Raw genomic sequence first — 22,069 nt, 5'->3', positions numbered from 1 at the left:
ATTAGCCGGCGTGGTTTTCGGTCAGTTCGGTCCAGTCGTTCAACCAGGCGTCACGGTTTTCGGTGACCTCGGTCAGGTCTGCGGTGATCGGGTCTGGCGACAATTCGGCGTACTGGCTCCACTCTTCAGGTAGGGCTGCTTCTTCAAGGACCGGGTACATGTACATTTCTTCTGGCAGGGTTTCCTGGAAGTCTTGGGAGAGCAGGAATTCGATGAACGCTTTAGCGCCGTCGGGGTTGGCGGCTTCGGCTAGCACGCCGGCGTATTCGACCTGTTCGGTGCAGGTGCCCAGAATCGAGGAGGTGCGGCCTTCTTCGGCGGACGGGGAGGACGAGTAGCTCAACACCAGCGGGTAGTCGCCGTCACCGGTTGAGGTGAAGTCCGAGTAGTAGGCATCCGACCAACCACCGGCAACTTTTGCCCCGTTATCTAACAGGTCTTGCCAGTAGGCCTGCCAGTCATCGGTACCGGCGATCGTGGCCACCAGAAACGCGAGTCCCGGGGACGACGTTGTGGGGTCCGTGGTCACAAACAGGCCCTCATAGGCCGGATCCGTGAGGTCTTCCAGGGTTTCGGGCGGGGTGAGATCTTCAGCCTCGAACCATTCGTTGTCGATGTTCACGCAGACTTGGCCGTGGTCGATGGGTGCCAGGTTGCCGTCGGATTCCAGGGCGAAGCGTTCTGCTGAGCCCAGTTCGGCGTCGTGGGGGGTGAGCATGTCTTCGCCCAGCAGGGTTTCGGCCGAGTAGTTATCGATCCCGTAGACGCCGTCAACGGTTGGGTTGTCCTTTTGCAGGATCAGCTGGTTCAGCACGGCTCCGGCATCACCGGGGGAGGTGGTGGTCACCGTGTAGCCGGATTCTTCTTCGAAGGCGGCCACGAGTTCTTCGTCGACGTTGAACGAGTCGTGGGTCATGATGGTGACTGAGCCGGCAGCGGCGTCGTCGTCGGTATTTTGCGCTTGATCAGCCACCGAGCACCCGGTGAATCCGAGCGCGGCAATGACAACTAAGGGTAGTGATTTTTTCATGTGTTCCTCCTGTCGTTAGGAGGGCACGCAATGCGTGGAGAGTTACGACTTCCTCCGCCAGTATGAGCTGGAATCAGGTTCGAGGGTCTGCTGGTGCACTCTCAGCAGCAAAATCTCAGCTGCTCCCCTGTCGATAGAACCAATCTACCGCATAGGTGAACACTCGGTGTCGATGCGAAACCATATGACGGTTTCGTAGAACGGCCCACTAGTGAGAATATTTGGTGGGATTTTCTCACGAGCGGGTCGGTTGTACAAAATGCCTTGATCTTAGCGTGCCTCGCGTCCCTGGGGGACGGCGGCATGGGTGCGACGAGTGCCGCGAATGTCGGTGATCGCCACGGCCATAGCGATGGCGACCAGGAGCATAATGATGCCAAATGCGCTGACGAAGGCCCAGTTCCACGAGTAGACGGCGGCCACCCCAAATAATGTTGAGGTGATAATGGCGGTGCCCACCGAGGTGCCGACGCGTTGGCCGGTTTGCATTACAGCGCCGGCAACGCCCGAGACATGAGCGGGTACTTCGATCAGCGACAGGGTCTGATTCGGTGAGACGATGAAGCCCTGGGCGACTCCCAGCAGGGATAGGGTTGCGATGAGCCACCATATTGACCAGTCCCATAATTGCACACCAACGATCACCAGCATTGAGGAGCTCAGCGCAAGAAGGGTCACGCTCATGCCCCAGGCGACCATCGCGCGGCCTGCCGAGAGCACGTAGCGTCCAGCAATTTGTGAGGAGATGGTCGTGGCAATGGCCGATGGGACGCCCACCAGCGCTGCGGTCAGCGCTGAGATGCCGTGGCCGGTTTGCAAAAAGATTGCCACGGTAACCCACACGGATGTTGACCCGGTGAAAAATAGGCTGATCAGCAGCGAGCCGTTGCGGTAGGGCCGGTTGCGGAAGAGCGCCATATCGACCATGGGTGCACCGCCGCGGCGTTTGTAGCGGCGTTCCCACCACACCCACCAGATCAGAATGACAATACCCACCGGCAGCATGGCCCAGTAGATCCCGCCCGTGTCGATTTCCAGAAACGTCCACATGACCAACAGCGTGCCCAGTGTAAATGCCACGGTGCCCACCGGGTCCAGGTCGGGTTTACCGGGTTCGGCCGAGGCCCCTTCGGGCACGTGCCGGACCCAGGCGGCTGTGGGGAACGTGCGGTAGGCGACGATGATGGCGGTGACGGCGATGGGTACGTTGACCAAAAAGGTCCAGCGCCAGCCCCAGTCCGGTCCGGCCAGGGCAATGAGTCCGCCACCCAGCACCGGTCCGATGGCCACGGATACTCCGACCACCGATCCGAAGGATGCGAATGCGCGGGCCCTGAGCGGCCCGTCGAAAAACTGTTGAATAAAGCCCACGGTTTGTGGGTTGAGTAGCCCGGAACCGAATCCGGTAATCAGCCGGGCGGCAACCAGCATGGGCCCGTTGAGTGCAAAACCGGCTAGCAGCGACCCCAGCCCGAAGAGCACCAGGCCCGCGACGAAGAGTTTGCCGCGTCCGAAGGTGTCACCGGCGCGACCGCCGGCCACCAGCAGCACACCAAAGGCCAGCGTATAGCCGGACAGTACCCACTGGATGGCTGTATTGGATGCGTCTAGGGATTCTTGGACCGATGGCAGGATCACGTTGATCGAGGAGATCGACAACAGTGACATAAAGACGGGGACCAGGACCACCACCAGGATGGCTTTCTGGATACCGGTCATCTGTTGTTTTGCCAACTCCACTCTCCTTGCGACGTCGTCATCCTAACGATAGCGCTTTGTGGGTTGCGGTGTCGTGGTTTCTCAGGCTTTGCCCCGGTTAGCTGACCTTTAGCGCCGGCGGCTGACGCGCGGTTGTGGCAGGGTGATCGCCCGGATGGAGGCACCGTGGTCAAACAGTGCCTGTGCGGTGAATTGGATGAGCCGGTGTTCGGGATACAGTTTCTGCATCAGCTCAAAGGCTTGGGCATCGAATGGGTCGATGAACCGCGGCATGATGATCACATCGTTGAGGATCAGGTAGTCCAGGTAGGACCAGTTGACCGGTCCGTTGAGATCTGAGTGCGTTTGGGGTGCGGGCACATCAACAATTTCAAACCCTTGGCCGGTCGCATCGTGGGCGGTGCTGAGAATTTCGCGCACCTGCTGGGTGACTTCGTGATCCGGGTGGGTCGGATCGGGTTGGTTGTGCAACAGTACCCGGCCGGGGGAGTGGAAGGCCACGACCTGATCGACGTAGCCGCCCCAGCCCACCGGCGCGGACCCGCGGGTGAGCCCCTTGGGAATCCAAATGATGTGTTCCAGGCCCAAATTGCGGCGCATCTCGCGTTCTACCGAGCGGGTATTCCACCCCGGGTTGCGACGCTGATCGGTCAGAATCGCCTCGGAGGCAATCGCGGTGCCGGCGCCATCGGTGACCCACGAGCCGCCCTCGCCGACCATCATCGACAAATTGCGCTGACCCCAGCCACGATCTCCGGGCAGCAGTTCGCTCAGTGTGCCAGGCAGCGTGTCATCCAGCCCGTATGCGACCCCGGGCAGATGTCCAAAACCGTTGAACGTGAAATCCACCATGCCCAGCACACGGCGCGGGCGTCGTCCACTATTGGCTTGGGCCTGACGGGAAACCACCATGGTCGCTGCGGTGCGCCGAATCGACGCGTTATCAAAAGGAATGACGACGACGTCGAGCGGTTTGGACACATATGAGGCAACGGTGCGCTGATCGTCCGGATCAACCAGCAGGGTCACCGGAACGTGGTTGTCAATGTCTTCGGCCAGTCGGACCCAGGCGCGGCGGGCAGAAGAGAGCTGCCAGGAAGCCCGAAAATTTGCGGCACCGGCACGAGGAAAGCTCATCCAGACACGTTGGACCGGTTCAGTTTCGGCTGGGACAACCCACCGTGAACCTAGGACCATCAGGAATTCCTCTCTTTCCTTGAAATGTCTTCAGCTGATAATACTGGACTGCCACAAGGGATAATAACTGCACGAGGCCTTGCGGCTTATTGTACCTGCTTGTGCGTGTGACAAACGCCGCGCCAGGCAGGGCGCTCATTATGAGCCAAACATATTCTTGCAAAAACTGCTGCAGCTATCTTACTTGGTTCACAACCGCCCCGGTGGCACTGCGGGTCAAGATGCAGCCAAGATCCAGCCACCACGCCCAGATCACAGCCGGTATGCTGCTGCATGTTACTAGCTCGTGATCCATCACACAGCTAATGTGGTGACTGGATGAAAAGGAAAACCATGCCCCACACCCCACTGCCTGAGCGCCACGCGCTGATTGAACTCAAAGACCAACTGCCCGAGCAGATTGTTGAAGCCGGTCCCGACCTCGACCGGCTGGCTCGCGATAGCTCCCGCTATTCGCCCCAGGGCCACCCGTTGGCCGTGGTGATGGCTACCTGCACCGACGACGTCGTCACTGCCCTGGCCTGGGCCAATCGGCATGGCGTGCCGGTATCGGTGCGCGGCGCGGGCACTGGCCTGGCCGGTGGGGCCGTGGCCTATGATCAGGGGCTGGTCATCTCGATGGAACGGTGCAATGCGATTCGTCAGATTGATCCGGTCAACCGACTGGCAGTTGTTGAAGCCGGCGTCATTACCGCCGATCTTGATCGTGCGGCACGTGAACACGGATTGTTCTTCCCACCCGATCCCGCCAGCGTGGAAACTTCCACGGTCGGTGGCAATATCGCAACCAACGCCGGTGGTCTGCGCTGTATTTCCCACGGCGTGACGCGCGATTCGGTCGCGGCCCTGGAAGTCGTGTTGGCCGATGGCAGGATCATGCACACCGGTACGCGGACCCGCAAAAACGTCGTCGGTTTGGATTTGACGAGTTTATTTGTCGGATCCGAGGGCACGCTGGGGGTCATTACTGCGGCCACTGTGCGGCTCAAGCCGATCCCACCGGGCACCTCGCATACGTTCCGGGTCAATTTTGATTCGATCCATGCCGCAGGTGAGGCGGTCACCGAAATTGTCAACGGTGAAGCCCAACCGGAGGTCCTGGAGCTATTGGATACTCACAGTGTGAAAACTATCGAAGAGTTTTACCCTTCCGGACTCACAGTTCCCAAAGCGGCACTGCTGATCGGCCAGACGGTGGGACATAACGCCGCCGATGACGCCAAGGCCATTACCGACATCTGTGCTCGGCACGGCGGCAGCGACGTCGTCATTGCCCAAAGCGACGAGCTGTTAGAAGCCCGCCGACTGGCGAATCCAGCACTGTCGGCACGTGGTCTGCGGGTCTCGTGTGATGTAGGCGTACCGATTGGCGAGTTGGCAAATGTGTTTCGGGGCATTGATGAGATCGCGGCCAAACACAACCGCAAGATTTCCATTGTGGCCCACGCTGGGGACGGCAACCTGCACCCCACCGTGGAAGCCGGCGATACCGAAGCAGAATACGCAGCCGCCGAGGCCGTGATCGTGGACATTTCTCAGCTTGCCGTCTCATTGGGCGGCACAATCAGCGGTGAACACGGCATCGGTGCGGTCAAACACCACGAGTTGCCGATTCAACTCGACGCTGCGGTTTTGGATACCCAGCGCGCGATCAAACAGGCGCTTGATCCCAACGGCATCCTCACCCCAGACCGCGCCATCTAGACCCGCAGCTCCTCAAGGAGTTTGCAAGCATTCAGGAGTGCAATGATTTACATGGTGCTGGGTGTTGCCATTGGCGTGCTGATGCCCAGCCAGTCGGCCATAAATAACCGACTGCGCAATGCGGTGTCCACACCGTGGGTCATGGCTGTCATCTCATTTCTGGTGGGCACGGTCTGTCTGGTGTTCCTCACCTGGGCAACCGTGGGCACCATGGGTTTTGAGCTGGGCAATTTTATTACCCAACCCTGGTGGATATGGTCTGGGGGAGTCTTTGGCGTCATTGGCATGACAACGAATGTGTTGTTACTGCCGGTGATCGGCGCACTGTATTCGACCATGTTGAATCTGACCGCACAGGTCATCACCACGATGATTATTGACCACTTGGGGCTTTTCGGTGTGGACCGCTACCCGGCCGATGGCTGGCGGGTCACCGGTGCCGTGCTCGTCATGCTCGCCGCAGCATTGGCTGTCGTTGGCGGCCGGAGGCGGCCACAGTTGAATACACAGCCGACCTCCAAGGCCTGGTATCTGGCCGGTTTAGGTATTGGGGTGTGTTTTGGGCTGCAAGTTGCGATTAATGGGCAGCTGACACTGGTGTTAGATTCCGCGGTGCACAGTGCCTTTATTTCATTTTTGGTGGGGACCTTGGTGCTGATCGCCGTGGTGGTGCTGACTCGGCCGTCGCTGCGCCTGCGAGTGCCCGAGGGTGTGACGCATAATCCGTGGTGGATGTGGCTCGGTGGAATCTTGGGTGCACTGTATGTCACGGGCGTGGCCTTTTTATCGCCGCTGATTGGTTCGGCGGTCACCGTTGTCGTGGTGCAGGTCGGGCTGATCTCAGGGTCACTGCTCGTGGATCAATTCGGGCTGTTATCTGCACCAAAAAGAGCAGTCCGACCACTCCAAGTGATCGGACTGCTTTTGATGATCGGCGGGGTGTTCGTGATGAATGCCCCGAAAATTTTTGCTTAGACGGCAAGCGCTTCGTTGATGAGTTCTTCTACCTGTGCGCTGGTCAGTAAGCCTTTTTCAACGGCCAGATCGGTGACTTTGGCACCGGTCTTGGTTGCTTCCACAGCCAGGGCGGTAGCCGCTTTATACCCGACGACGGGGGAGAAAACCGTGGCCAGGCCAGCGGAGCCTTCGACGACGTCGCGCATGAGTTGCTCGTTGGCGGTAATGCCCACGATGCACTTATCGGCAAACATGGTGGCAGCATTCGACAGGATGCCGATGGAGTCGAACAGGCCGCGGGCCATGATCGGTTCAAATGGGTTCAGTTCCAGCTGACCGGCTTCAACTGCCATGCTGATGGCGGCATCGTGACCGGCAACCTGGTAGGCGACCTGGTTGACGGCTTCAGCAATCACTGGGTTGACCTTGCCCGGCATAATCGAAGAGCCTGCCTGGCGGGCTGGGAGATTGATTTCTCCGAAACCACCGGAAGGACCAGAGGACAGTAGGCGTAGGTCATTGGCGATCTTCGACATGATCAGCCCCACGCGCTTTAGAGCACCGGACAGGTCAACAAAGATCTGAGTATCGGCGGTAGCAGCAATCAGGTCTGGGGCCGAAGAAATATTGGTCAGACCGGTGATCTCGCGCAAGTACTCAATGGCGCGCTCGCGGTAACCAGGGTTGGCGTTGATTCCGGTACCGATTGCGGTACCACCCAGGTTGAGCTCAAGTAGGTCAAAGCGAACACGTTTCAAACCGGTTTCTGCGCGTTCGAGCATGACGGCCCAAGCAGCAAATTCCTGACCCAGCGTCATGGGAACGGCGATCTGCATCTGGGTGCGGCCCATTTTCACGGTGGTGTGGAACTCTTTGGCTTTTGCACGCAGGGCGTTCTTGAGCCCTTCGAGGCTTTCCAACAGGGTGCCGGTCATTTTGTGCAGTGCCAGTTTCAGCGCGGTTGGGTAGACGTCGTTCGTCGACTGGCCCATGTTCACGTGGTTCAGTGGGTGCAGAGCATCGTAATCGCCTTTGGCAAGACCCATATGTTCCAGGCCGCGGTTAGCAATCACTTCATTAGCGTTCATGTTGGTGGAGGTCCCTGCTCCACCCTGAATCATGTCCAAAATAAATTGGTCGTGCAGCTGGCCTACGGCCACATCTTTGGCTGCAGCAATAATCGCGCTGGCAATGGTTTCGTCCAGCGCGCCAACATCACGATTCGCAGCGGCAGCAGCATGCTTGATGATGGCCAGAGCCTCGATCAGCTCAGGGAATTGCTCGACCCGTGTTGACGACAGCTGAAAGTTTTCTGCCGCACGAACAGTGTTGACACCGTAGTAGACATCGGCAGGTAGCTCGACTGCGCCGATCAGATCCGATTCGGTGCGTATCTGTGTTTGAACTTCAGTCATGACTCTCTTATTCCGTACCCGCTTACGAGTGCGTACTGCCATAGGACTGCATCGTAAGCGGTTTATACATACGAAGACCCGGGCACGTACCCGGGCAAAAATTCATATTCGCTCCTGGATGTGGAGCATATCTTGCGGAAACACCGTCCGCCTCTGAGGCGTTACGCACGTCGTTGTGGGTAACGTCAGTACCCCAGCTTGTGGCTGGCACACTGTGTCTAGCATACAACCCAAGACACCGAAGGTGTGCTGAGCATGTGGAAGCACGGCGGTTATCCACATTTTACGGTTCGAGTCTCCCGCACCAAATACATGATTTATAAGCTAAACACCATGTTCCACGGCGAAGAAATCGTTAGTTACTTGCTATTTCGCTGCTGGACGAACTTTGTTTACTTTGCGGGTGAACATGACTTAGTGCGCGAGTGTGATGCTGATCTCACGAGGACTTTGTCTTTCCATGTCATGTAATGAGGGTGAGAGGAGTCTGTGAACTTTGTACCGAAATGGCCTTCGCTGCTAACGATTTGGTATACACGCCGAGACACTTGACGATTGGAGATAACGAAATGATAACGCTACTATGTAACAGGCAATTCAAATTTCCCCTTTCTTGGTGACCAGCTTTTATGACAGTTTCTGAATACCCATCTCGCCGAGCGCTGCGCGAAGCAGCTGCTAAAAAGAAGAACGGACGCAAAGCCACCGTCATTACGGCAGGCGTTGCAGTTGCCGTCTCTTCGGCGGCCGTGACATTCGGTGGTAACACTGTTACGGACGGCAACCTATTGGCTTTCGGTGACACCGCGCATGCCGGTAGTAACGAATCTGTTCTCGAAGCAGCACCCCGACAGACCACTGTCATCCCGGCTGCTATCTCGGGCGGCGACGAGCGCGTTGTCGCCAAGATGACCAACGAGATGGCTGCCTCTCAGGTTGGTCTCGGTCGTCTCTACCAAGAAGGCGAAGGCGACGTCGCAGCCGGACAATTGGCCGTGGCAGAAGCCCAGAACACACATAATGGGTCGTTGAAATCACTGCCAGGTAATCTGCAGATGATCTTTCCTGCTGACTCAACCCGGACTTCTTCTACCTTCGGGATGCGTGGCAACCCAACCGGTGCCGGCTCACAGTTCCACGTTGGAACCGACTTCCCGGTCCCAACCGGCACACCAGTCAAAGCAACCGAGGCCGGTACGGTTACCTTTGCAGGCGTGCACAGCACCGGCGGAAACCGTGTAGAAATCGATCACGGCAATGGGGTAACCACCGCCTACAGTCACAACTCGCAGTTCAAAGTGAGCGTTGGCGACACCGTTTCTCAGGGACAGACCGTTGCCCTTGCAGGTTCCACAGGTAACTCGACCGGTCCCCACATTCACTATGAAATCCAGATTAACGGCAAATGGGTTGATCCCGAATACTACTTGCCATCAGACTCTAATGGTGGCGAAAAGCGCCTCCACACTGCTTCTAGCGCGCAGTAGTCTCTAAGCTTTATAAGTTTGTGGTCAGGTTCCGTTGGGGACCTGACCACAAACATTTAAGACAGCGGAAGCATTCGATCCAATGAGTTTTTCAAAGCACTGCGGTCACGGCGTGACAACGAGGCAGTCAGCGCCTCCTCGACCTGCTGAACCAATGCCGCAGCCTGCTGATACAGCACCTTGCCTTCGGTAGTGATTCCGAGCGCGTGTGCACGTCGATCCGCTGGCACAGTTTGTCGTACCAGCAGCCCGCGTTCTGCTAAGCCCTTCGTCAGGGTCACAACCTGGGATGGGTCAAGATGCAAAATCTGGCCTAACTCCAGCTGGGTCGGCGTATGACCTCCTGCGATATAGGCCAGCGTGGTGTATTGCCTAACGTCGAGCCCTACCTGTTCGAGGGCCAATTGCATTTTCGTCCGAAGCTCGTATTCGACCTGCGATAAGGCGAAGAAGAGTTGTCGACCCAAGGCTGATGATTGTGCGGCGACCAGTGCAGCCCGAGCTCGGTGATCCGACGGTCGAAATGATGCGTGCATGCTGCTCTCCATCGATGGCGATCAATACTTGAACTATCCTGCGCTTTATTTGCCGTGCCGTCGGCTTGCACATTGTGTATGACAGCGCGTTATCGAATAAGTGCTTGGTAGTCTGGTCCAAGGATATCGTCGGTCGGTTCCGGCCGCGGTTATATAAAAGGAAACTTCTTCGCAACCTATGACGAAACGCTCCAGAACTCCGCTGCCCGGTTGGTTATGGCTGATGGTGGCCGCCGGTGTGTTGACCCAGACGACAGCAAACCTGGTTCGGCCCGTCACCAGTTATAAGCTCATCCTGCTGGGTTGGGGCGAAACCGAAATTGGTTTGGCGACCGCAGCTTATGCGTTGCTACCGCTATTTGTTGCACTACCTTTTGGTCGGCTCCAGGCGCGACTGCGTTCACCCCGCAACTTTGTTGCCCTGGGCGTGCTCATCCTGGCGGCCGGGGCGGCCTATCTAGCGGTGACCAACAGTGTGGTCCACCTGATGGTTGCATCGGCTGTGCTGGGTGTCGGGCACCTGATGTTTACGATTGGCGGCCAGAGCATGGTCGCCAGACGGTCGAAAGCCACCCAGATGGATGCTAACTTTGGGTGGTTTACTGCCTCGTTTTCTGTCGGACAAATGTTAGGGCCGCTGCTTTCGGGATTCATCTTGGGTGGTAGTTCCCTGGCCCAGGCTCAAGCTGGTGGGGCTGACTTATCCTTCAGTATCAACCTGGCGCTGTGGGTCGGGGCGATCACCTCGCTTATCGCAGTGCCGGTCCTGTATATCCTGCGCTCCACACAGCCACCACCCCCAACGGCGACCCAAGATCTTGTGACAGTCGAGGCTGGAACGAAACCCTCGGCAATGAATATTCTGCGTCTGCCCGGGATTGCTTCGCACATGCTGGCGGCCCTGGCGCTGCTGGCCATCCTGGATATCCTGGTGGCATTCATGCCGCTGGTTGGCGAATCAGTTGGCGTCTCACCGATGATCATCGGTGCCCTGCTAGCCACTCGTGGCGCAACATCCGTCCTGTCAAGAATATTTATCCGGACATTATCTGCACGCTATTCCCGAAATACGTTGGTCCTGGTGTCACTGATCGTATCCGCCGCAGTTATTGCCGTGGTGCCCGCAGTGCTTGGCCTGGGGCCGGTGGGGATAGCAACCGCATTTGTCTGCATGACCATTGGCGGTTTTACCCTGGGCGTGGGACAGCCCTTGACCATGACCATGATCTCTCAGGCCGTCCCTCGGTCCTGGCGCGGCACTGCACTCGCGCTGCGGCTGATGGGCAATCGCATTGGACAGGTCGTCCTGCCGATTGCCGCAAGTGTGGTTGCAGGCCCGGTCGGCCCGGCCGGAGGCATTTGGTTCGCGTGTGCGATCCTGGGCATATCAGGCGCTGAGCGGTTGATCAATAAACGGACTGGCCCAAATCCACCGGTGAGCTAAAGATTATGTTGACGGCGTTTCAGCAACCAAAACGTCACGCCGCCCAGCACAGCTACCACGATAAAGCTTGAGAGCAGCCATAGCCACGTTGAGGTCTGATTCGATGCCTGCTCGTCAGCGGTGGCCACGTGGTTCCCTGATGGTTGGTCTGCGCGATGAGGAGCGGTGAGTCGTGCCTTGATCGCTTCGAGTTCATCTTCAGATACTGGCGGCAGGGTTTCTAAATCTGGCGGTCCCTGGTCGTCGTTGCGGGGACGAGGCATGATGAGCTCGGAACGAGTTTGTCCAGGAATGCCAAGTAATTGGTGCAGCAGGTATCGTGGGTCATTTGAGAATTGGCGAATGATGCGTGGGCCGATGTGCTCAGGCTGCTGTTGTACAGGCGCATGCGGTCGCTGAGCTGAGCCTTGTGGCCTGTTCCTTGGTCGAGCCGTTGGCCTGGTAGACCTTGGTGAATCGCTGGACGTTGCACTGGGCGACGACGAGCTTGGCGTGAGGGTTGACGACTTGGTAGGCGTTTCTTCGGTCGGTGTAGTAGTAGGGGACGTCGGCGTCGTAGGCTTTGGTGTGGGACTCGTCGATGGAGGCGCGCTGTCAGATTCAGTCGGTGTCGGATCGGCTGTATCTGAAGGCTCGGGAGATTCTGACGGCGTTGGTTCGGTTGTGGCCGGAGGTATGGTCTTGTCACATTCGCCGGTGAGTGACTCGTTTTCCCAGAGTTCAAGCGTTGCTGTGCCGCCAGATTCTGGTGGCTCCAGGACCACCGAGTTGTCGTGGATCTCTTGAGGCGCCACAGCTTGATCATCTACTGACACTGTGAGCTCATCGAAAGGAACCTCAGGGGAGAAAGTAATAGTCACCTCGGCACTGTCTACACTGAGCTGGCAGGACATTTTCAGTGAGCTGGATTGTGTCTCCTGCTGAGCCTCACCGGCAGGCGGCTGAGCTGTTGATGACGTCGTTGCAGCGTGGGCGGCAGGGACTGCACCGCAGGCCAGTAGACCTGCGGTTATAGCAACTCCCACGCGTGCGGGAAATCTCATGACAAGGTGGTAACCTTCTGGGCGATGAGGCCTCGTTCGCTGTTCGTGACGCTGAATTCGACGAGCTGCCCTTCATCGAGCCGCCGGAACCCTTCCTGTTCGATGCCCGTGTGGTGGACGAAGATATCGTCCCTCGCGTCGTCTGGGATGATGAAACCGAAGCCCTTTTCGACGTTAAACCATTTGACGGTTCCGGTCTGGCGATCGGACATGGGTCAGCTCTCGTTCCTTATCTCGGCAGGGGCACTGTAGCGCAGCATAGTGGCCACCACGGATTAGGCTACTGGAAACAGCGCGTTTTATAAAACTAGATGTGAACAAATAGACCTAGATCCGCGAAAAGACCACCGTTTGTGATCAAAGGTGGCTGTCTTGCGGTATGAAAAATCCCGCCGCCTGATGAAAGGGGATCATCGGGCGGCGGGATTACAACATCACTCGCACCTTGAAGAGGTAACTACAGTCTAAGGAACCTTGTTTTAAATTGTCCGAACGTTAGCTGGGAAGTTCCTGGACGCTTTATCGGTTGGTGTATCCGCGGAGTCGATCCAGCTCGCGACGTTGTTTTTTAGTAGGTCGACCTGCCCCGCGCTCACGCCGAGGCACGGCTAAGAGATGGCGTGCAACAGGCTCTGGAGAGTGGTCCTTGTATTGTTTGATGGCGATCGGATGCCCGACGCGTTTATTGATGAGTCCGGTGACTTCAATAATGCGCTCACGTCCAGGCTCACGAAATGTCACGGTTTGCCCTACCCGTAACTTATGTGAGGGTTTGACCGTTTCTCCATCAATCTTGATTTTGCCGCCTTTGACCGCAGTATTGGCGGCGGAACGGGCTTTGAATAACCGAACCGAATGCAACCAAATGTCAACGCGAACAAAATCCATACGATGCAGTGCTAGTGGTCTCGAATATTACGGAACTGGGATTTGTGGAAGACCAATGGTTCGTGCACGTCGGTGAAATCAGCGAGATTATGTACCTCGAGTAGTGCTACCACGTGGTCGCCTGCTGGGAATTCACCGTAGATCGAGGTTTCCAACCACAGTGCTGATTCAGCGACGAAGATCGCATCACTATTGGTTTCGATGTTGAGACCATCGAAGCGATCGCTACCCTTGGCAGCCATCTGACGGGCAATCGTTCCTTGACCTTCACCGAGGATGGAAACGCCAATCCGGTTGGTTTCACGCAATAGTGGCCAGGTGGTCGAGGTGTTTTGCACGGCAACAGACACCAATGGTGGTTCCAGCGAAACGCCAACGGTGAATGAGGAGGCGACCATGCCCTGCGCTACGCCGTCGTGTGAGTAAGCAGCCAGTGCGGCAACACCGGAAGGAAATTGTCCAAAAGCACCGCGCAGCGACAGTGGGGAGAGGTCATTGGAAAGTTGAGTAGTGGTCTGCAGGTGGGCTTGCAAAGTAGTTGTCACAATCATGCCTTTAAGGTTTTGCGCCCGAATATGCGCTCGAACGCTGTACTTGCCCGACACGGGGTGGTCCGTGAGGCCGAATCATCACCTGGGGCACCCCACTACAACGTGGGAGGGTTGCCGTCTTACCAGCCAGGGCTACGGTGCGGTAAGAACTCGTGATTCTGCAAAATAGACTAACCTATTTCGGATGACAGCGACAGTGCAGATTGTCACATTCCGTTAAATCTCTGAGCAATAGCTGCTGCGTGGGCATGCAGACCTTCGGATGCGGCCAGAGTTTGAATGCCCTCTGAAAGCGATTGCAGACCGGTTTCGTCGTAGCGAATGCGCTGTTGCAGCCGTAGGAAGGAGACGGTGTTGAGTCCAGAGGAGAATCGCGCGGTACCCGAGGTCGGCAACACGTGGTTGGAGCCTGCCGAATAATCACCCAGCGGCACCGGAGCGTAGGGCCCCATGAAGATCGCACCGGCATGGGTAATGTTGGCCAGCACGGCGTCATTGTCCGAGGTTTGGATTTCCAGGTGCTCAGTGGCAATAGCATTGGTGACCGCAATGGCTTCATCCATGGTGTCAACCACCAGGGCGCCCGACTGCTGTCCGGTCAGAGCCTCGCGGATCTGATCTTCCAATACGGCACCAGGAACTTGCGCCTCAATCTGCGCGACCACGGATTCTGCAAAATCCATCGAGGTGGTCACCAGTACTGAGGCCGCTAATGGATCATGTTCCGACTGGGAGATGAGGTCGGCGGCAACCCAGGCTGGGTTGGCGGTCTCATCAGCCAACACCAGAATTTCAGAAGGCCCGGCAACCGCATCGATACCGACCTGACCGAAGAACGCTTGTTTTGCTGCAGCGACGTACACATTTCCCGGCCCGGTGATCAGATCCACTGGGGCACAGACTTGATTGCCGTCGGCATCATCAACGCCCAGCGCCAGCATCGCAATGGCCTGAGCGCCACCGGTGGCATAGACCTCTTCGATTCCTAATAATTTGCATGCGGCCAAAATCGTGGGGTGGGGGAGACCATTGAAGTCGGCCTGTGGGGGAGACGTAATCGCAATTCCCGGGACTCCGGCGGCTTGGGCCGGCACGACATTCATAATGACCGACGACGGGTACACGGCCCGACCGCCCGGCACATACAGACCAACACGCTGGATGGGAACCCAGTGGTTTTCTACTGCGGCGCCGTCACCGAGCGGCACGACAGAATTCGGTGGCAACTGGGCAGCGTGCACGGCACGGGCACGGCGGATGGATTCTTCCAGCGCTGCGCGAACATCGTCATCAAGCTCGACCAGTGCCTGGTCGAGGGCTGCAGCCGGTACCTGAAGGCTTGCCGGGCGAACCTTATCGAACTGTTCGGTCAACTCCAGCACTGCTTCGGCACCACCGTTTTTGACCTTGTCAAGGATGGGTTCCACGATGACTGAGGCATCAGAAATTTCGAGTTTTGCCCGCGGCATCACGGTTGCAGGATCGTAGGTCGTGTTGCGCAAATCGGTGATGTGAAGCATGCCTGTTAGTCTAGCGGTTTCCAGGTTTAGTTCAGATCTCGTTGTCAGAATGGAGCCTATGTTGCGACTAGAAACCCAAGAGGCCCCGGCTGAGCCGACCGAGGTGCCTTCACTACCCAATATGGAAGAAGCCGTCCCCGAAGATGTGCAGAACTCGGCATTAGAAAATATAGAATCGCTAGGCCCTGTTTTTGGCGTCTCACTGAACATCGCCATCGGGGTGCTTGCGGGACTCATACTCACCGCCGTGGTGGCGCTGATGGTGCGATTCTTCTTACGCACCCGCAAACGCTTTTTGTCGCATCTGAAAATACTTCTGGTACCCACCTTTACTGCCATGGCGTTCCTCGGCGCCCGTATTGGGCTGGAACTGTCCGGCCGCGACATCGCCATGTACGACCTGCTGGCATTCTTATTACTGATCGGCACGGCATCCGGTTTCGCCTGGTTAGCGCTGCGCGTGGTGAACGTGGTCGAGTATCGTGTGGAAGTTCGCTATGATGAGGTGACCACCGAAGATCGCCGCGGACGGCGCATCAAGACCCAGATGCAGCTCATTAAACGCGTCCTGCACGCGATCATTATCGTGATTGCCATCGCGGCCATCTTGCTGGCGATTCCACAGGTCCGCGCTCTTGGTGCCGGTCTGTTGGCCTCGGCCGGTTTGATTTCGGTGGTTGCCGCACTGGCGGTCCAGACCACTTTGACCAACGTTTTTGCTGGTATGCAGTTGGCCTTTACCGACGCGATTCGCGTGGGCGACGTCGTTGTGATGGACGATTACTACGGCACCATCGAAGACATCACGATGTCCTATGTGGTCCTGAAAATTTGGGATGGACGGCGCATCATATATCCGTCGTCATACTTCACCACCACCCCGTTTGAGAACTACACGCGTGTGGGGACCGAGATCTCTGCCGGGATCGACTTCCAAGTCGACTGGCGGGTACCGGTTGACGCATTGCGTGCCCGGTTGCGCGCGCTGGTGGAATCCTCGGATCTGTGGGACGGTCGCGACGCCAAGATTCAGGTGCTTGATATTGCCAATGATCGTGCGACCCTGCGCGTGGCCGTATCGGCTCGCAACGCCGGTGAGCTGTGGGATCTGCAGTGCCTGGTGCGCGAGGACTTCATCAAGTTCATCTCTGAGGAACATCCGCATGCAATGAATATCCTGCGTGTCGAACAGGCCCCACCAGAACCCAGCGTTGAGGAACCTGCCGCTGAGGTAGCTGAACAGCAACCCGACCGTGAGCCTAGTCAACGCAAACGTGCCAAGGAGCCAGCACATCGCAGCAGCCGCTGGGATATGAACTCAGTACCGAGCGTTGATCATGAACGGGTGCAACGAAATAAGGCTGAACCGCCGGTTGAACTCGGTTCGATTCCGACGATCAAACGGCCGACGTCGCACGAGGACCTGGCACCCACCGGACCGGACACCTCATCGGTGCCGCTAACCAAACCTTCCGAGGACGGGTCGATGTACACCGGATCAGTCTCGGCCATTGAACGCAGTGCCGATATGGCAGGCCCCGGTGAAGAGGCCTACCGTAGCCGTGCGCAGCACACCAGCGAACTTGACGTCGTAGAACAAGAACGTCGGGACGACGACGAGGAACATTCCGATGACGAACGTCGCCGTCGTGAAGATGACTAATTAGGCTTCTTTGGCAAGCTGGTCGTTGTAAAGCGTTTCCATCGTTTCGGAAAACGGCACAAATACGACCTTTTCTACAGCAACCGCCAAGGCCATGGAACGTACGGTGTCGACCGCTACGGCTACGGCGTCGTCGTGGGGCCACCCGTAGACCCCGGCGGAAATGGTAGGAAAGGCAACCGAGTTCGCACCAAGTTCGTCCGCGACCTCGAGGCAGCGCCGGTAACAGCTGACCAGCAGGTGGCGACGATCCTTGGTTTTTGCATAGACCGGGCCCACGGTGTGAATGACCCAGCGGGCGGGCAGCCTGCCGGCTGTGGTGGCCACTGCATCACCGGTTGGCAGCCCATCGGGCAACTCGGATGCGCGCAGAGCTTTGGTCGCCTCGAGGATTTCGGGTCCGCCTGCACGGTGGATGGCGCCGTCTACACCACCGCCACCTAATAATGTGGAGTTAGCCGCATTGACGATTGCATCAACCTCTACGGTTGTGATGTCTCCACGTTGAACAACCAGCTCCATACCTACTCCTTGTCGTGCTTGTCACGCTTCGTCACAGAGGTTTCGGGAACCTTGACCGACATGACGGGAACGGGCAGCTCGCGCAGCAGTTCGTCGGCGACGGATCCCATCATGAACTTGGTAAAACCAGAACGTTTTGCCGCTCCGATGACCACCGCATAGGGATTGAGTTCGGCGACGACGTCTTTAAACTCATCGGCGGTTGAGCGGCCCCGTGAGTATTTGCGTAATTCCGTGGGCACGGTAAAGCGCGACAGGTAGTGTTCCAGCTGTTCGGTTTCAGCCCGGGTTAGTTCTGATTCGGAGCGCCGTTCGGCACCCGGGCCGGCATTGACGACGACCACCTTCATGGACAGTTTCTCGGCGAGGTCCAACCCGAAATTTAGGGCTGCGCGTGATGGTTCTGACTCGGTGTATCCCACAATAATGGTCATGTATTAATCCTTGGAGTTGTGAAGTACATAGTCCAGAGTTGCTGCCAGGGTTTTCATGGCGGGGCCCCGGACCACATCGGGCAGGTTGGGGTACAGGCGCATCGACAGATCGTGGACGACCACCGATTCCCAGTCCACCGGCGTCAAGATGGGAGGCTGTCCGGTGATCAGCTCGCTTACCTGATCGACGCGTTCCAGCCGGTGTTCGCGATACTCTTGTGCGGTTCGCGCAACCGAGGCAAGGGTCGGACCATGGGCCGGCAGTACGGCAACCTGACGCCCGGCACCTTCTAATGCCGCCAAGGTGGCCAGTGACTCAAAGTATTGCGCAAGCGTGCCGTCGGGGTAGTCCAGCATGGTGGTGCCTTCGCCCAGGATCGTGTCCCCGGTCAGTACGGTCCCGCCAGGGTGTGGTGCGGCATTATCCGCGGGGATAAAAAATGACATGGAATCTGAGGTGTGGCCCGGTGTGGCCACCGCCCGGATCCGGGTCCCGCCACCGGTGAGGACCTCGCCATTCACCAGGGGCAGCGCATCTCGGCACCAGTGTTCATCAGCTGCCCGAACCGGAGCGTCAAAGCGCTTAAGAAAGGTTGGAAGGGCACCTGTGTGGTCTAGGTGATGGTGGGTGATCAATATGGCATCGACGGCGCGACCGCCCAGCACTTTGCTGACCGCATCGGCGTGTTCGGCGGCGCCGGTAGCGAAACCAGGGTCTACGATCACCGCCGTATCAGCCCCGGGGGCGGCGATGATATACGTGTTTGTGCCGCTAAGTGTCATCCCGGAGGGATTGTCCTGGGTTATTCGGGTTGTGAACTGGCTACTAGCCACGGTGCTGGATGAACTCATATATTGAAGTCTATGGACTCTTCGACCAATTCTGGATACTCCACACCCGGCAAACCCTTTACTCGCGATACAAACTACATCAATGACCGCATTGTCGCCGACCCTCAAGCCCATCGGGCCGCTGACCATTATGAATACAACACCATCGGAACACTCACCACCGGTCTGACCGAAGGTGCTGAAGCCTGGCCGGTCGAGGCCGGGCGCTACCGTCTGGTTGCCGCCAGCGCATGCCCGTGGGCCAACCGCACCATCATCGTGCGCCGACTGCTGGGATTAGAAGATGCTATTTCCCTGGGTACCCCGGGCCCCACCCACGATGCCAACTCCTGGACTTTTGATCTGGATCCCAACGGCGTCGACCCGGTACTGGGAACCGAACGACTGCAGCAAAACTATTTCACACGCTTCCCGGATTATCCCCGCGGCATCACCGTACCGGCCATTGTGGATATCCCAACCGGCGGTGTGGTCACCAATGATTACCCGCAGATCACCCTGGACTTTTCCACCGAGTGGACGGCATTTCACCGCGACGGCGCACCAAACCTGCTGCCCGAAGAACACCTTGATGAGATGTTCGACGTCATCAAACGTGTGTTCACCGAGGTGAATAATGGTGTCTACCGCGCCGGATTCGCCGGCTCGCAAGAAGCCTACGACGACGCCTTTGACCGCCTCTTCACCGCAATGGACTGGCTAGAAGAACGTTTGACCACCCGGCGCTATCTGATGGGTGAACACATCACCGAAGCTGATGTTCGCTTATTCACCACGCTGGTGCGTTTTGACCCCGCCTATCACGGTCACTTCAAATGCAACCGCAATAAACTCATCGAATTCCCGGCACTGTGGGCCTACGCGCGCGATCTGTTCCAGACCCCGGGCTTCGGCGACACCGTGGACTTCCAACAGGTCAAAGACCACTACTACATTGTCCACCACGATATTAACCCCACCGGCATTGTGCCCAAGGGCCCGGTGCTGACCCAGTGGCTGAGCGACCACGGCCGCGAAGACCTGGGCGGCTCACCATTTGGTGACGGCACCGCCCCGGGCCCGGTTCGCCAGGGTGAAGGAGTGGACCCGGCAAACAACCCGCTCTACGCCAGCAAGGTTTAGGACGGATGGCGGCGCCGTCATGTTCGGCTGTGAGTTAGCAGCCGCTGGGCGGCGTCGTCACCGTGGTCACCCACAAAAATAGCCGCGCCCAAAATGGCAGTTTCACCCGTTGGCGCTCCAGAGGGTGATAGATCTGCGACTGATCGGCGTGCCAGAAGTGGTTGACTGAACCGGCAAAAGCCTGGCCCAGATCATAACCGCCCATCGGGTGTATAGATAACGGCCCCCGGATGGCATGTCGCAATGCCAGGCCAAGGTTTTTCTTAGGCCTCGGTGCGGGGTCGAATCCAGACCTCAGTGATTTGCGTATCCGAGGGTGCTTCGATCACGTGCCGAACGGTTCGGGCCACCGTTGAAGGCTTGATGAGCGTATCGGGCAGGAGCAGCGGGTAATCGTCGTCCCAGGCAATCATCGGGGTATCCACATATCCCGGCGCGATCGTTGCGACCCGCATCCGGTCGGCCTCGGTGCGCAGGCGGATCCCATCGGCTAGTGCCTGCAGTGCGTGCTTTGACGCCGCATAGACGACGTTATTTGGCGACGTCGTCCGCGAGGCGCCCGATCCCAAGAACACCACGGTTCCGGTGGATTCCTGCAGCTGGGGCAATAATGTGCGGGTCAGTTCGGAAGGCACGGTGACATTGAGGTGCATGACCTCAGACCAGACGGCCGCAGTGGCGTCGTCGAAGGCTAACCGAGGTGCAATGGCAGCGACATTGAGCAGGGCATCGACTCGCGGCAACAGCCCGAAGGTGGTGGCGAACTCGTCGGTGTTGACCAGATCGCACTGCACCGGATAGATTTCTTCGCCCAACCGCGACAGGGTCAACAACCGGGCCTCGTCACGCCCCTGCGCCACAATCGCATAGTCGCCAACGAGTTCCTCCACGATTGCCCGGCCAATACCGCCGGTGGCACCCGTGACCACCACAACAGGCTTATTGGACACGGCCAGCGCCTTGAGATGATCGACGATCTTGAGCTGTTGTTGAGCGGTATTCATCGTGTTCCTTAGCGAGTTTGATCAGCGAACTGAGCGCGCAGTGAGGCATCCGGCAGGGATTGAGACACCAGTACGCCCAAGGCAATGCGCGCCTGATACGTATTGAGTTGATTCGCGCTCATAGCGCCTGCGCCCAACAATGTAACCGCCCCACCATTGCCATAGATGGGTGCCACCGGGCCACTGGGCACCCGGGTGGACAACACGACCGGTACCCCGGCATCCACGGCGGTTTTGACGGCGTCGGTGAATGCTGGAGGGGCATTGCCAGCGCCGACACCCTGCAGAACCACCCCGTCGACGCCGTATTCCAGGGCCGCATAAAATAAGGCCGCATCCGTGGACGGTGCAGCATCGATGACGGGGATGTTCAGGTTGGCAAAACGATCGGTGGGCTCATCAAGGGCTGGGTAGGTCACCGGGGATGCCAGGCGGGTAACCTCGTCGTGATAAAACTCGGCGATCAGCGTGCCGCCCCAAAAGGTGGAGGTGGCCAGCGTGTGGTGTTTGCGGGTGCGCCGGGCCGCATGAAATTGCGAGTCAAAACCCACGACGACGCCGGCGCCGCGCAGCTTGGCAGATCCCGCAGCCAGGATGGCCTGTCGGAGATTTTCTGGGCCGTCGGTATTTGGCAGATCGGCAGCACGTTGGGCGCCGGTGAGCACAACTGGTTTATCGGAGTCGTGCAGCAGGGATAAAAAGAACCCGGTTTCTTCCATGGTGTCGGTGCCGTGGGTAATAACTATCCCGTCGATATTCGGGTCGTGGGTAGCTTGTGCGACGGCGGCGCGGATCTTCAGCAGATCAGCAAACGTGAGATGGAAGGAGTTAATATGTAACACGTCTTCGGTGGTGACCGTGGTGTCCAGGCCCGTGGTATCCAGCACCTCGTTGGCCGAGTCCGCGACCACTGAACCACCGACGTCAGCCCGGGACGCGATTGTGCCGCCGGTACCTATTACATGCACATTGCTCATGAAG

The 22,069-nt window shown here is 58.0% G+C and carries 22 protein-coding genes and 1 riboswitch; of the genes, 6 read left to right on the top strand and 16 right to left on the bottom strand.

The genetic code is table 11. The annotated features are described in order from the left end of the window. Window position 1: 1 nt before the first annotated feature. The 3 genes from A6F49_RS06745 to A6F49_RS06735 all read right to left on the bottom strand — a co-directional run bounded on the left by A6F49_RS06745 (window position 2) and on the right by A6F49_RS06735 (window position 3,946). Window positions 2–1,030 carry a thiamine ABC transporter substrate-binding protein gene (locus A6F49_RS06745; RefSeq protein WP_043057753.1) on the bottom strand — a complete coding sequence of 343 codons (1,029 nt, stop codon included), beginning with the start codon at window positions 1,028–1,030 and terminating at the stop codon, window positions 2–4. 270 nt (window positions 1,031–1,300) lie between these two features. Further along, window positions 1,301–2,764 carry an MFS transporter gene (locus A6F49_RS06740; RefSeq protein WP_235604894.1) on the bottom strand — a complete coding sequence of 488 codons (1,464 nt, stop codon included), beginning with the start codon at window positions 2,762–2,764 and terminating at the stop codon, window positions 1,301–1,303. 93 nt (window positions 2,765–2,857) lie between these two features. After that, complete coding sequence (locus A6F49_RS06735; RefSeq protein ID WP_043057754.1) at window positions 2,858–3,946, bottom strand: agmatine deiminase family protein; 1,089 nt, start codon at window positions 3,944–3,946, stop codon at window positions 2,858–2,860. A 333-nt stretch (window positions 3,947–4,279) separates the two neighbouring features. Between A6F49_RS06735 and A6F49_RS06730 the strand changes: the two genes are divergently transcribed. Together A6F49_RS06730 and A6F49_RS06725 are read left to right on the top strand one after the other, a co-directional pair. Then, on the top strand, window positions 4,280–5,650 hold the full coding sequence (locus tag A6F49_RS06730) for an FAD-binding oxidoreductase (RefSeq protein ID WP_052504834.1): 1,371 nt from the start codon (window positions 4,280–4,282) through the stop codon (window positions 5,648–5,650). A gap of 42 nt (window positions 5,651–5,692) precedes the next feature. Beyond that, entirely contained in the window at window positions 5,693–6,625 is a 933-nt protein-coding gene (locus A6F49_RS06725) for a DMT family transporter (protein ID WP_043057755.1), read from the top strand. On the opposite strand, the gene A6F49_RS06720 is transcribed toward A6F49_RS06725, so the two are convergent. Continuing rightward, window positions 6,622–8,022 (bottom strand): aspartate ammonia-lyase, encoded by a 1,401-nt coding sequence (locus tag A6F49_RS06720; protein ID WP_043057756.1) that lies wholly within the window; start codon window positions 8,020–8,022, stop codon window positions 6,622–6,624. The genes A6F49_RS06725 and A6F49_RS06720 overlap by 4 nt on opposite strands. Window positions 8,023–8,651: 629 nt before the next feature. On the opposite strand from A6F49_RS06720, the gene A6F49_RS06710 reads away from it, so the two are divergent. Continuing rightward, entirely contained in the window at window positions 8,652–9,509 is an 858-nt protein-coding gene (locus tag A6F49_RS06710; RefSeq protein WP_052504835.1) for a M23 family metallopeptidase, read from the top strand. A 56-nt stretch (window positions 9,510–9,565) separates the two neighbouring features. On the opposite strand, the gene A6F49_RS06705 is transcribed toward A6F49_RS06710, so the two are convergent. Then, window positions 9,566–10,045, bottom strand: coding sequence for a MarR family winged helix-turn-helix transcriptional regulator (locus tag A6F49_RS06705; protein ID WP_052504836.1), 480 nt, complete (start codon window positions 10,043–10,045; stop codon window positions 9,566–9,568). 178 nt (window positions 10,046–10,223) lie between these two features. Between A6F49_RS06705 and A6F49_RS06700 the strand changes: the two genes are divergently transcribed. Next, window positions 10,224–11,489, top strand: coding sequence for an MFS transporter (locus A6F49_RS06700; RefSeq protein ID WP_043057758.1), 1,266 nt, complete (start codon window positions 10,224–10,226; stop codon window positions 11,487–11,489). Here the strand turns inward: A6F49_RS06700 and A6F49_RS17690 are convergent. From A6F49_RS17690 to hisD, 5 genes are all read right to left on the bottom strand, one after another. Further along, entirely contained in the window at window positions 11,486–12,532 is a 1,047-nt protein-coding gene (locus tag A6F49_RS17690) for a hypothetical protein (RefSeq protein ID WP_150119415.1), read from the bottom strand. The genes A6F49_RS06700 and A6F49_RS17690 overlap by 4 nt on opposite strands. Then, entirely contained in the window at window positions 12,529–12,744 is a 216-nt protein-coding gene (locus tag A6F49_RS06690; RefSeq protein ID WP_043057760.1) for a cold shock domain-containing protein, read from the bottom strand. Before A6F49_RS06690 ends, A6F49_RS17690 begins: the two co-directional genes overlap by 4 nt. Before the next feature lie 307 nt (window positions 12,745–13,051). Beyond that, window positions 13,052–13,420, bottom strand: a complete 369-nt coding sequence (locus tag A6F49_RS06685; protein ID WP_043057761.1) for an RNA-binding S4 domain-containing protein — start codon at window positions 13,418–13,420, stop codon at window positions 13,052–13,054. Between the two features lie 11 nt (window positions 13,421–13,431). After that, window positions 13,432–13,965 (bottom strand): flavin reductase family protein, encoded by a 534-nt coding sequence (locus tag A6F49_RS06680; protein WP_235604893.1) that lies wholly within the window; start codon window positions 13,963–13,965, stop codon window positions 13,432–13,434. A 40-nt stretch (window positions 13,966–14,005) separates the two neighbouring features. Then, a riboswitch (SAM riboswitch) is annotated at window positions 14,006–14,129 on the bottom strand. 48 nt (window positions 14,130–14,177) lie between these two features. Beyond that, a complete protein-coding gene (hisD, locus tag A6F49_RS06675) occupies window positions 14,178–15,491 on the bottom strand; it encodes a histidinol dehydrogenase (protein ID WP_043057763.1) in 1,314 nt (437 codons plus the stop codon). A gap of 58 nt (window positions 15,492–15,549) precedes the next feature. Here hisD and A6F49_RS06670 point away from each other — a divergent pair, with 58 nt between their 5' ends. Continuing rightward, on the top strand, window positions 15,550–17,154 hold the full coding sequence (locus A6F49_RS06670; protein WP_052504837.1) for a mechanosensitive ion channel domain-containing protein: 1,605 nt from the start codon (window positions 15,550–15,552) through the stop codon (window positions 17,152–17,154). Here the strand turns inward: A6F49_RS06670 and A6F49_RS06665 are convergent, their stop codons facing one another. From A6F49_RS06665 to A6F49_RS06655, 3 genes are read right to left on the bottom strand one after another with little or no spacing between them, the layout of a single operon-like run. Beyond that, window positions 17,155–17,676 (bottom strand): O-acetyl-ADP-ribose deacetylase, encoded by a 522-nt coding sequence (locus A6F49_RS06665; protein WP_043057829.1) that lies wholly within the window; start codon window positions 17,674–17,676, stop codon window positions 17,155–17,157. Window positions 17,677–17,678: 2 nt separating this feature from the next. Continuing rightward, entirely contained in the window at window positions 17,679–18,110 is a 432-nt protein-coding gene (locus A6F49_RS06660) for a universal stress protein (protein WP_052504838.1), read from the bottom strand. A 3-nt stretch (window positions 18,111–18,113) separates the two neighbouring features. Then, window positions 18,114–18,962: an MBL fold metallo-hydrolase gene (locus A6F49_RS06655; protein WP_043057764.1), complete on the bottom strand. Its 849-nt coding sequence runs from the start codon at window positions 18,960–18,962 to the stop codon at window positions 18,114–18,116. Between the two features lie 12 nt (window positions 18,963–18,974). Between A6F49_RS06655 and A6F49_RS06650 the strand changes: the two genes are divergently transcribed. Then, window positions 18,975–20,084 (top strand): glutathione S-transferase family protein, encoded by a 1,110-nt coding sequence (locus tag A6F49_RS06650; protein WP_043057765.1) that lies wholly within the window; start codon window positions 18,975–18,977, stop codon window positions 20,082–20,084. A 34-nt stretch (window positions 20,085–20,118) separates the two neighbouring features. Here A6F49_RS06650 and A6F49_RS18280 read toward each other — a convergent pair whose 3' ends face one another. The 3 genes from A6F49_RS18280 to A6F49_RS06640 are packed head-to-tail and all read right to left on the bottom strand — an operon-like array spanning window position 20,119 to window position 22,065. Next, complete coding sequence (locus tag A6F49_RS18280; protein ID WP_201120266.1) at window positions 20,119–20,289, bottom strand: hypothetical protein; 171 nt, start codon at window positions 20,287–20,289, stop codon at window positions 20,119–20,121. A 58-nt stretch (window positions 20,290–20,347) separates the two neighbouring features. Then, a complete protein-coding gene (locus tag A6F49_RS06645) occupies window positions 20,348–21,088 on the bottom strand; it encodes an SDR family NAD(P)-dependent oxidoreductase (RefSeq protein WP_043057766.1) in 741 nt (246 codons plus the stop codon). An 8-nt stretch (window positions 21,089–21,096) separates the two neighbouring features. Then, complete coding sequence (locus A6F49_RS06640) at window positions 21,097–22,065, bottom strand: asparaginase (protein WP_043057767.1); 969 nt, start codon at window positions 22,063–22,065, stop codon at window positions 21,097–21,099. Between the last annotated feature and the right edge of the window lie 4 nt (window positions 22,066–22,069).

It is taken from the genome of Enteractinococcus helveticum (genome assembly GCF_001657475.1).
Taxonomy (GTDB): domain Bacteria; phylum Actinomycetota; class Actinomycetes; order Actinomycetales; family Micrococcaceae; genus Yaniella; species Yaniella helvetica.
The sequence above is the reverse complement of the archived record's forward strand: the minus strand, read 5'-3'. Positions and strand labels throughout refer to the sequence as shown.

Bases quoted from the DNA above. Each gene is read 5' to 3' on its own strand.
- A6F49_RS17690 (WP_150119415.1), bottom strand. From the start codon at position 12,532: ATGAGATTTCCCGCACGCGTGGGAGTTGCTATAACCGCAGGTCTACTG.
- A6F49_RS18280 (WP_201120266.1), bottom strand. From the start codon at position 20,289: ATGGGCGGTTATGATCTGGGCCAGGCTTTTGCCGGTTCAGTCAACCAC.
- A6F49_RS06710 (WP_052504835.1), top strand. From the start codon at position 8,652: ATGACAGTTTCTGAATACCCATCTCGCCGAGCGCTGCGCGAAGCAGCT.
- A6F49_RS06645 (WP_043057766.1), bottom strand. From the start codon at position 21,088: ATGAATACCGCTCAACAACAGCTCAAGATCGTCGATCATCTCAAGGCG.
- A6F49_RS06655 (WP_043057764.1), bottom strand. From the start codon at position 18,962: ATGAGTTCATCCAGCACCGTGGCTAGTAGCCAGTTCACAACCCGAATA.
- A6F49_RS06745 (WP_043057753.1), bottom strand. From the start codon at position 1,030: ATGAAAAAATCACTACCCTTAGTTGTCATTGCCGCGCTCGGATTCACC.
- A6F49_RS06670 (WP_052504837.1), top strand. From the start codon at position 15,550: ATGTTGCGACTAGAAACCCAAGAGGCCCCGGCTGAGCCGACCGAGGTG.
- A6F49_RS06725 (WP_043057755.1), top strand. From the start codon at position 5,693: ATGATTTACATGGTGCTGGGTGTTGCCATTGGCGTGCTGATGCCCAGC.
- A6F49_RS06705 (WP_052504836.1), bottom strand. From the start codon at position 10,045: ATGCACGCATCATTTCGACCGTCGGATCACCGAGCTCGGGCTGCACTG.
- A6F49_RS06730 (WP_052504834.1), top strand. From the start codon at position 4,280: ATGCCCCACACCCCACTGCCTGAGCGCCACGCGCTGATTGAACTCAAA.
- A6F49_RS06640 (WP_043057767.1), bottom strand. From the start codon at position 22,065: ATGAGCAATGTGCATGTAATAGGTACCGGCGGCACAATCGCGTCCCGG.
- A6F49_RS06650 (WP_043057765.1), top strand. From the start codon at position 18,975: ATGGACTCTTCGACCAATTCTGGATACTCCACACCCGGCAAACCCTTT.
- A6F49_RS06665 (WP_043057829.1), bottom strand. From the start codon at position 17,676: ATGGAGCTGGTTGTTCAACGTGGAGACATCACAACCGTAGAGGTTGAT.
- A6F49_RS06720 (WP_043057756.1), bottom strand. From the start codon at position 8,022: ATGACTGAAGTTCAAACACAGATACGCACCGAATCGGATCTGATCGGC.
- A6F49_RS06660 (WP_052504838.1), bottom strand. From the start codon at position 18,110: ATGACCATTATTGTGGGATACACCGAGTCAGAACCATCACGCGCAGCC.
- A6F49_RS06690 (WP_043057760.1), bottom strand. From the start codon at position 12,744: ATGTCCGATCGCCAGACCGGAACCGTCAAATGGTTTAACGTCGAAAAG.
- A6F49_RS06735 (WP_043057754.1), bottom strand. From the start codon at position 3,946: ATGGTCCTAGGTTCACGGTGGGTTGTCCCAGCCGAAACTGAACCGGTC.
- A6F49_RS06700 (WP_043057758.1), top strand. From the start codon at position 10,224: ATGACGAAACGCTCCAGAACTCCGCTGCCCGGTTGGTTATGGCTGATG.
- hisD (WP_043057763.1), bottom strand. From the start codon at position 15,491: ATGCTTCACATCACCGATTTGCGCAACACGACCTACGATCCTGCAACC.
- A6F49_RS06685 (WP_043057761.1), bottom strand. From the start codon at position 13,420: ATGGATTTTGTTCGCGTTGACATTTGGTTGCATTCGGTTCGGTTATTC.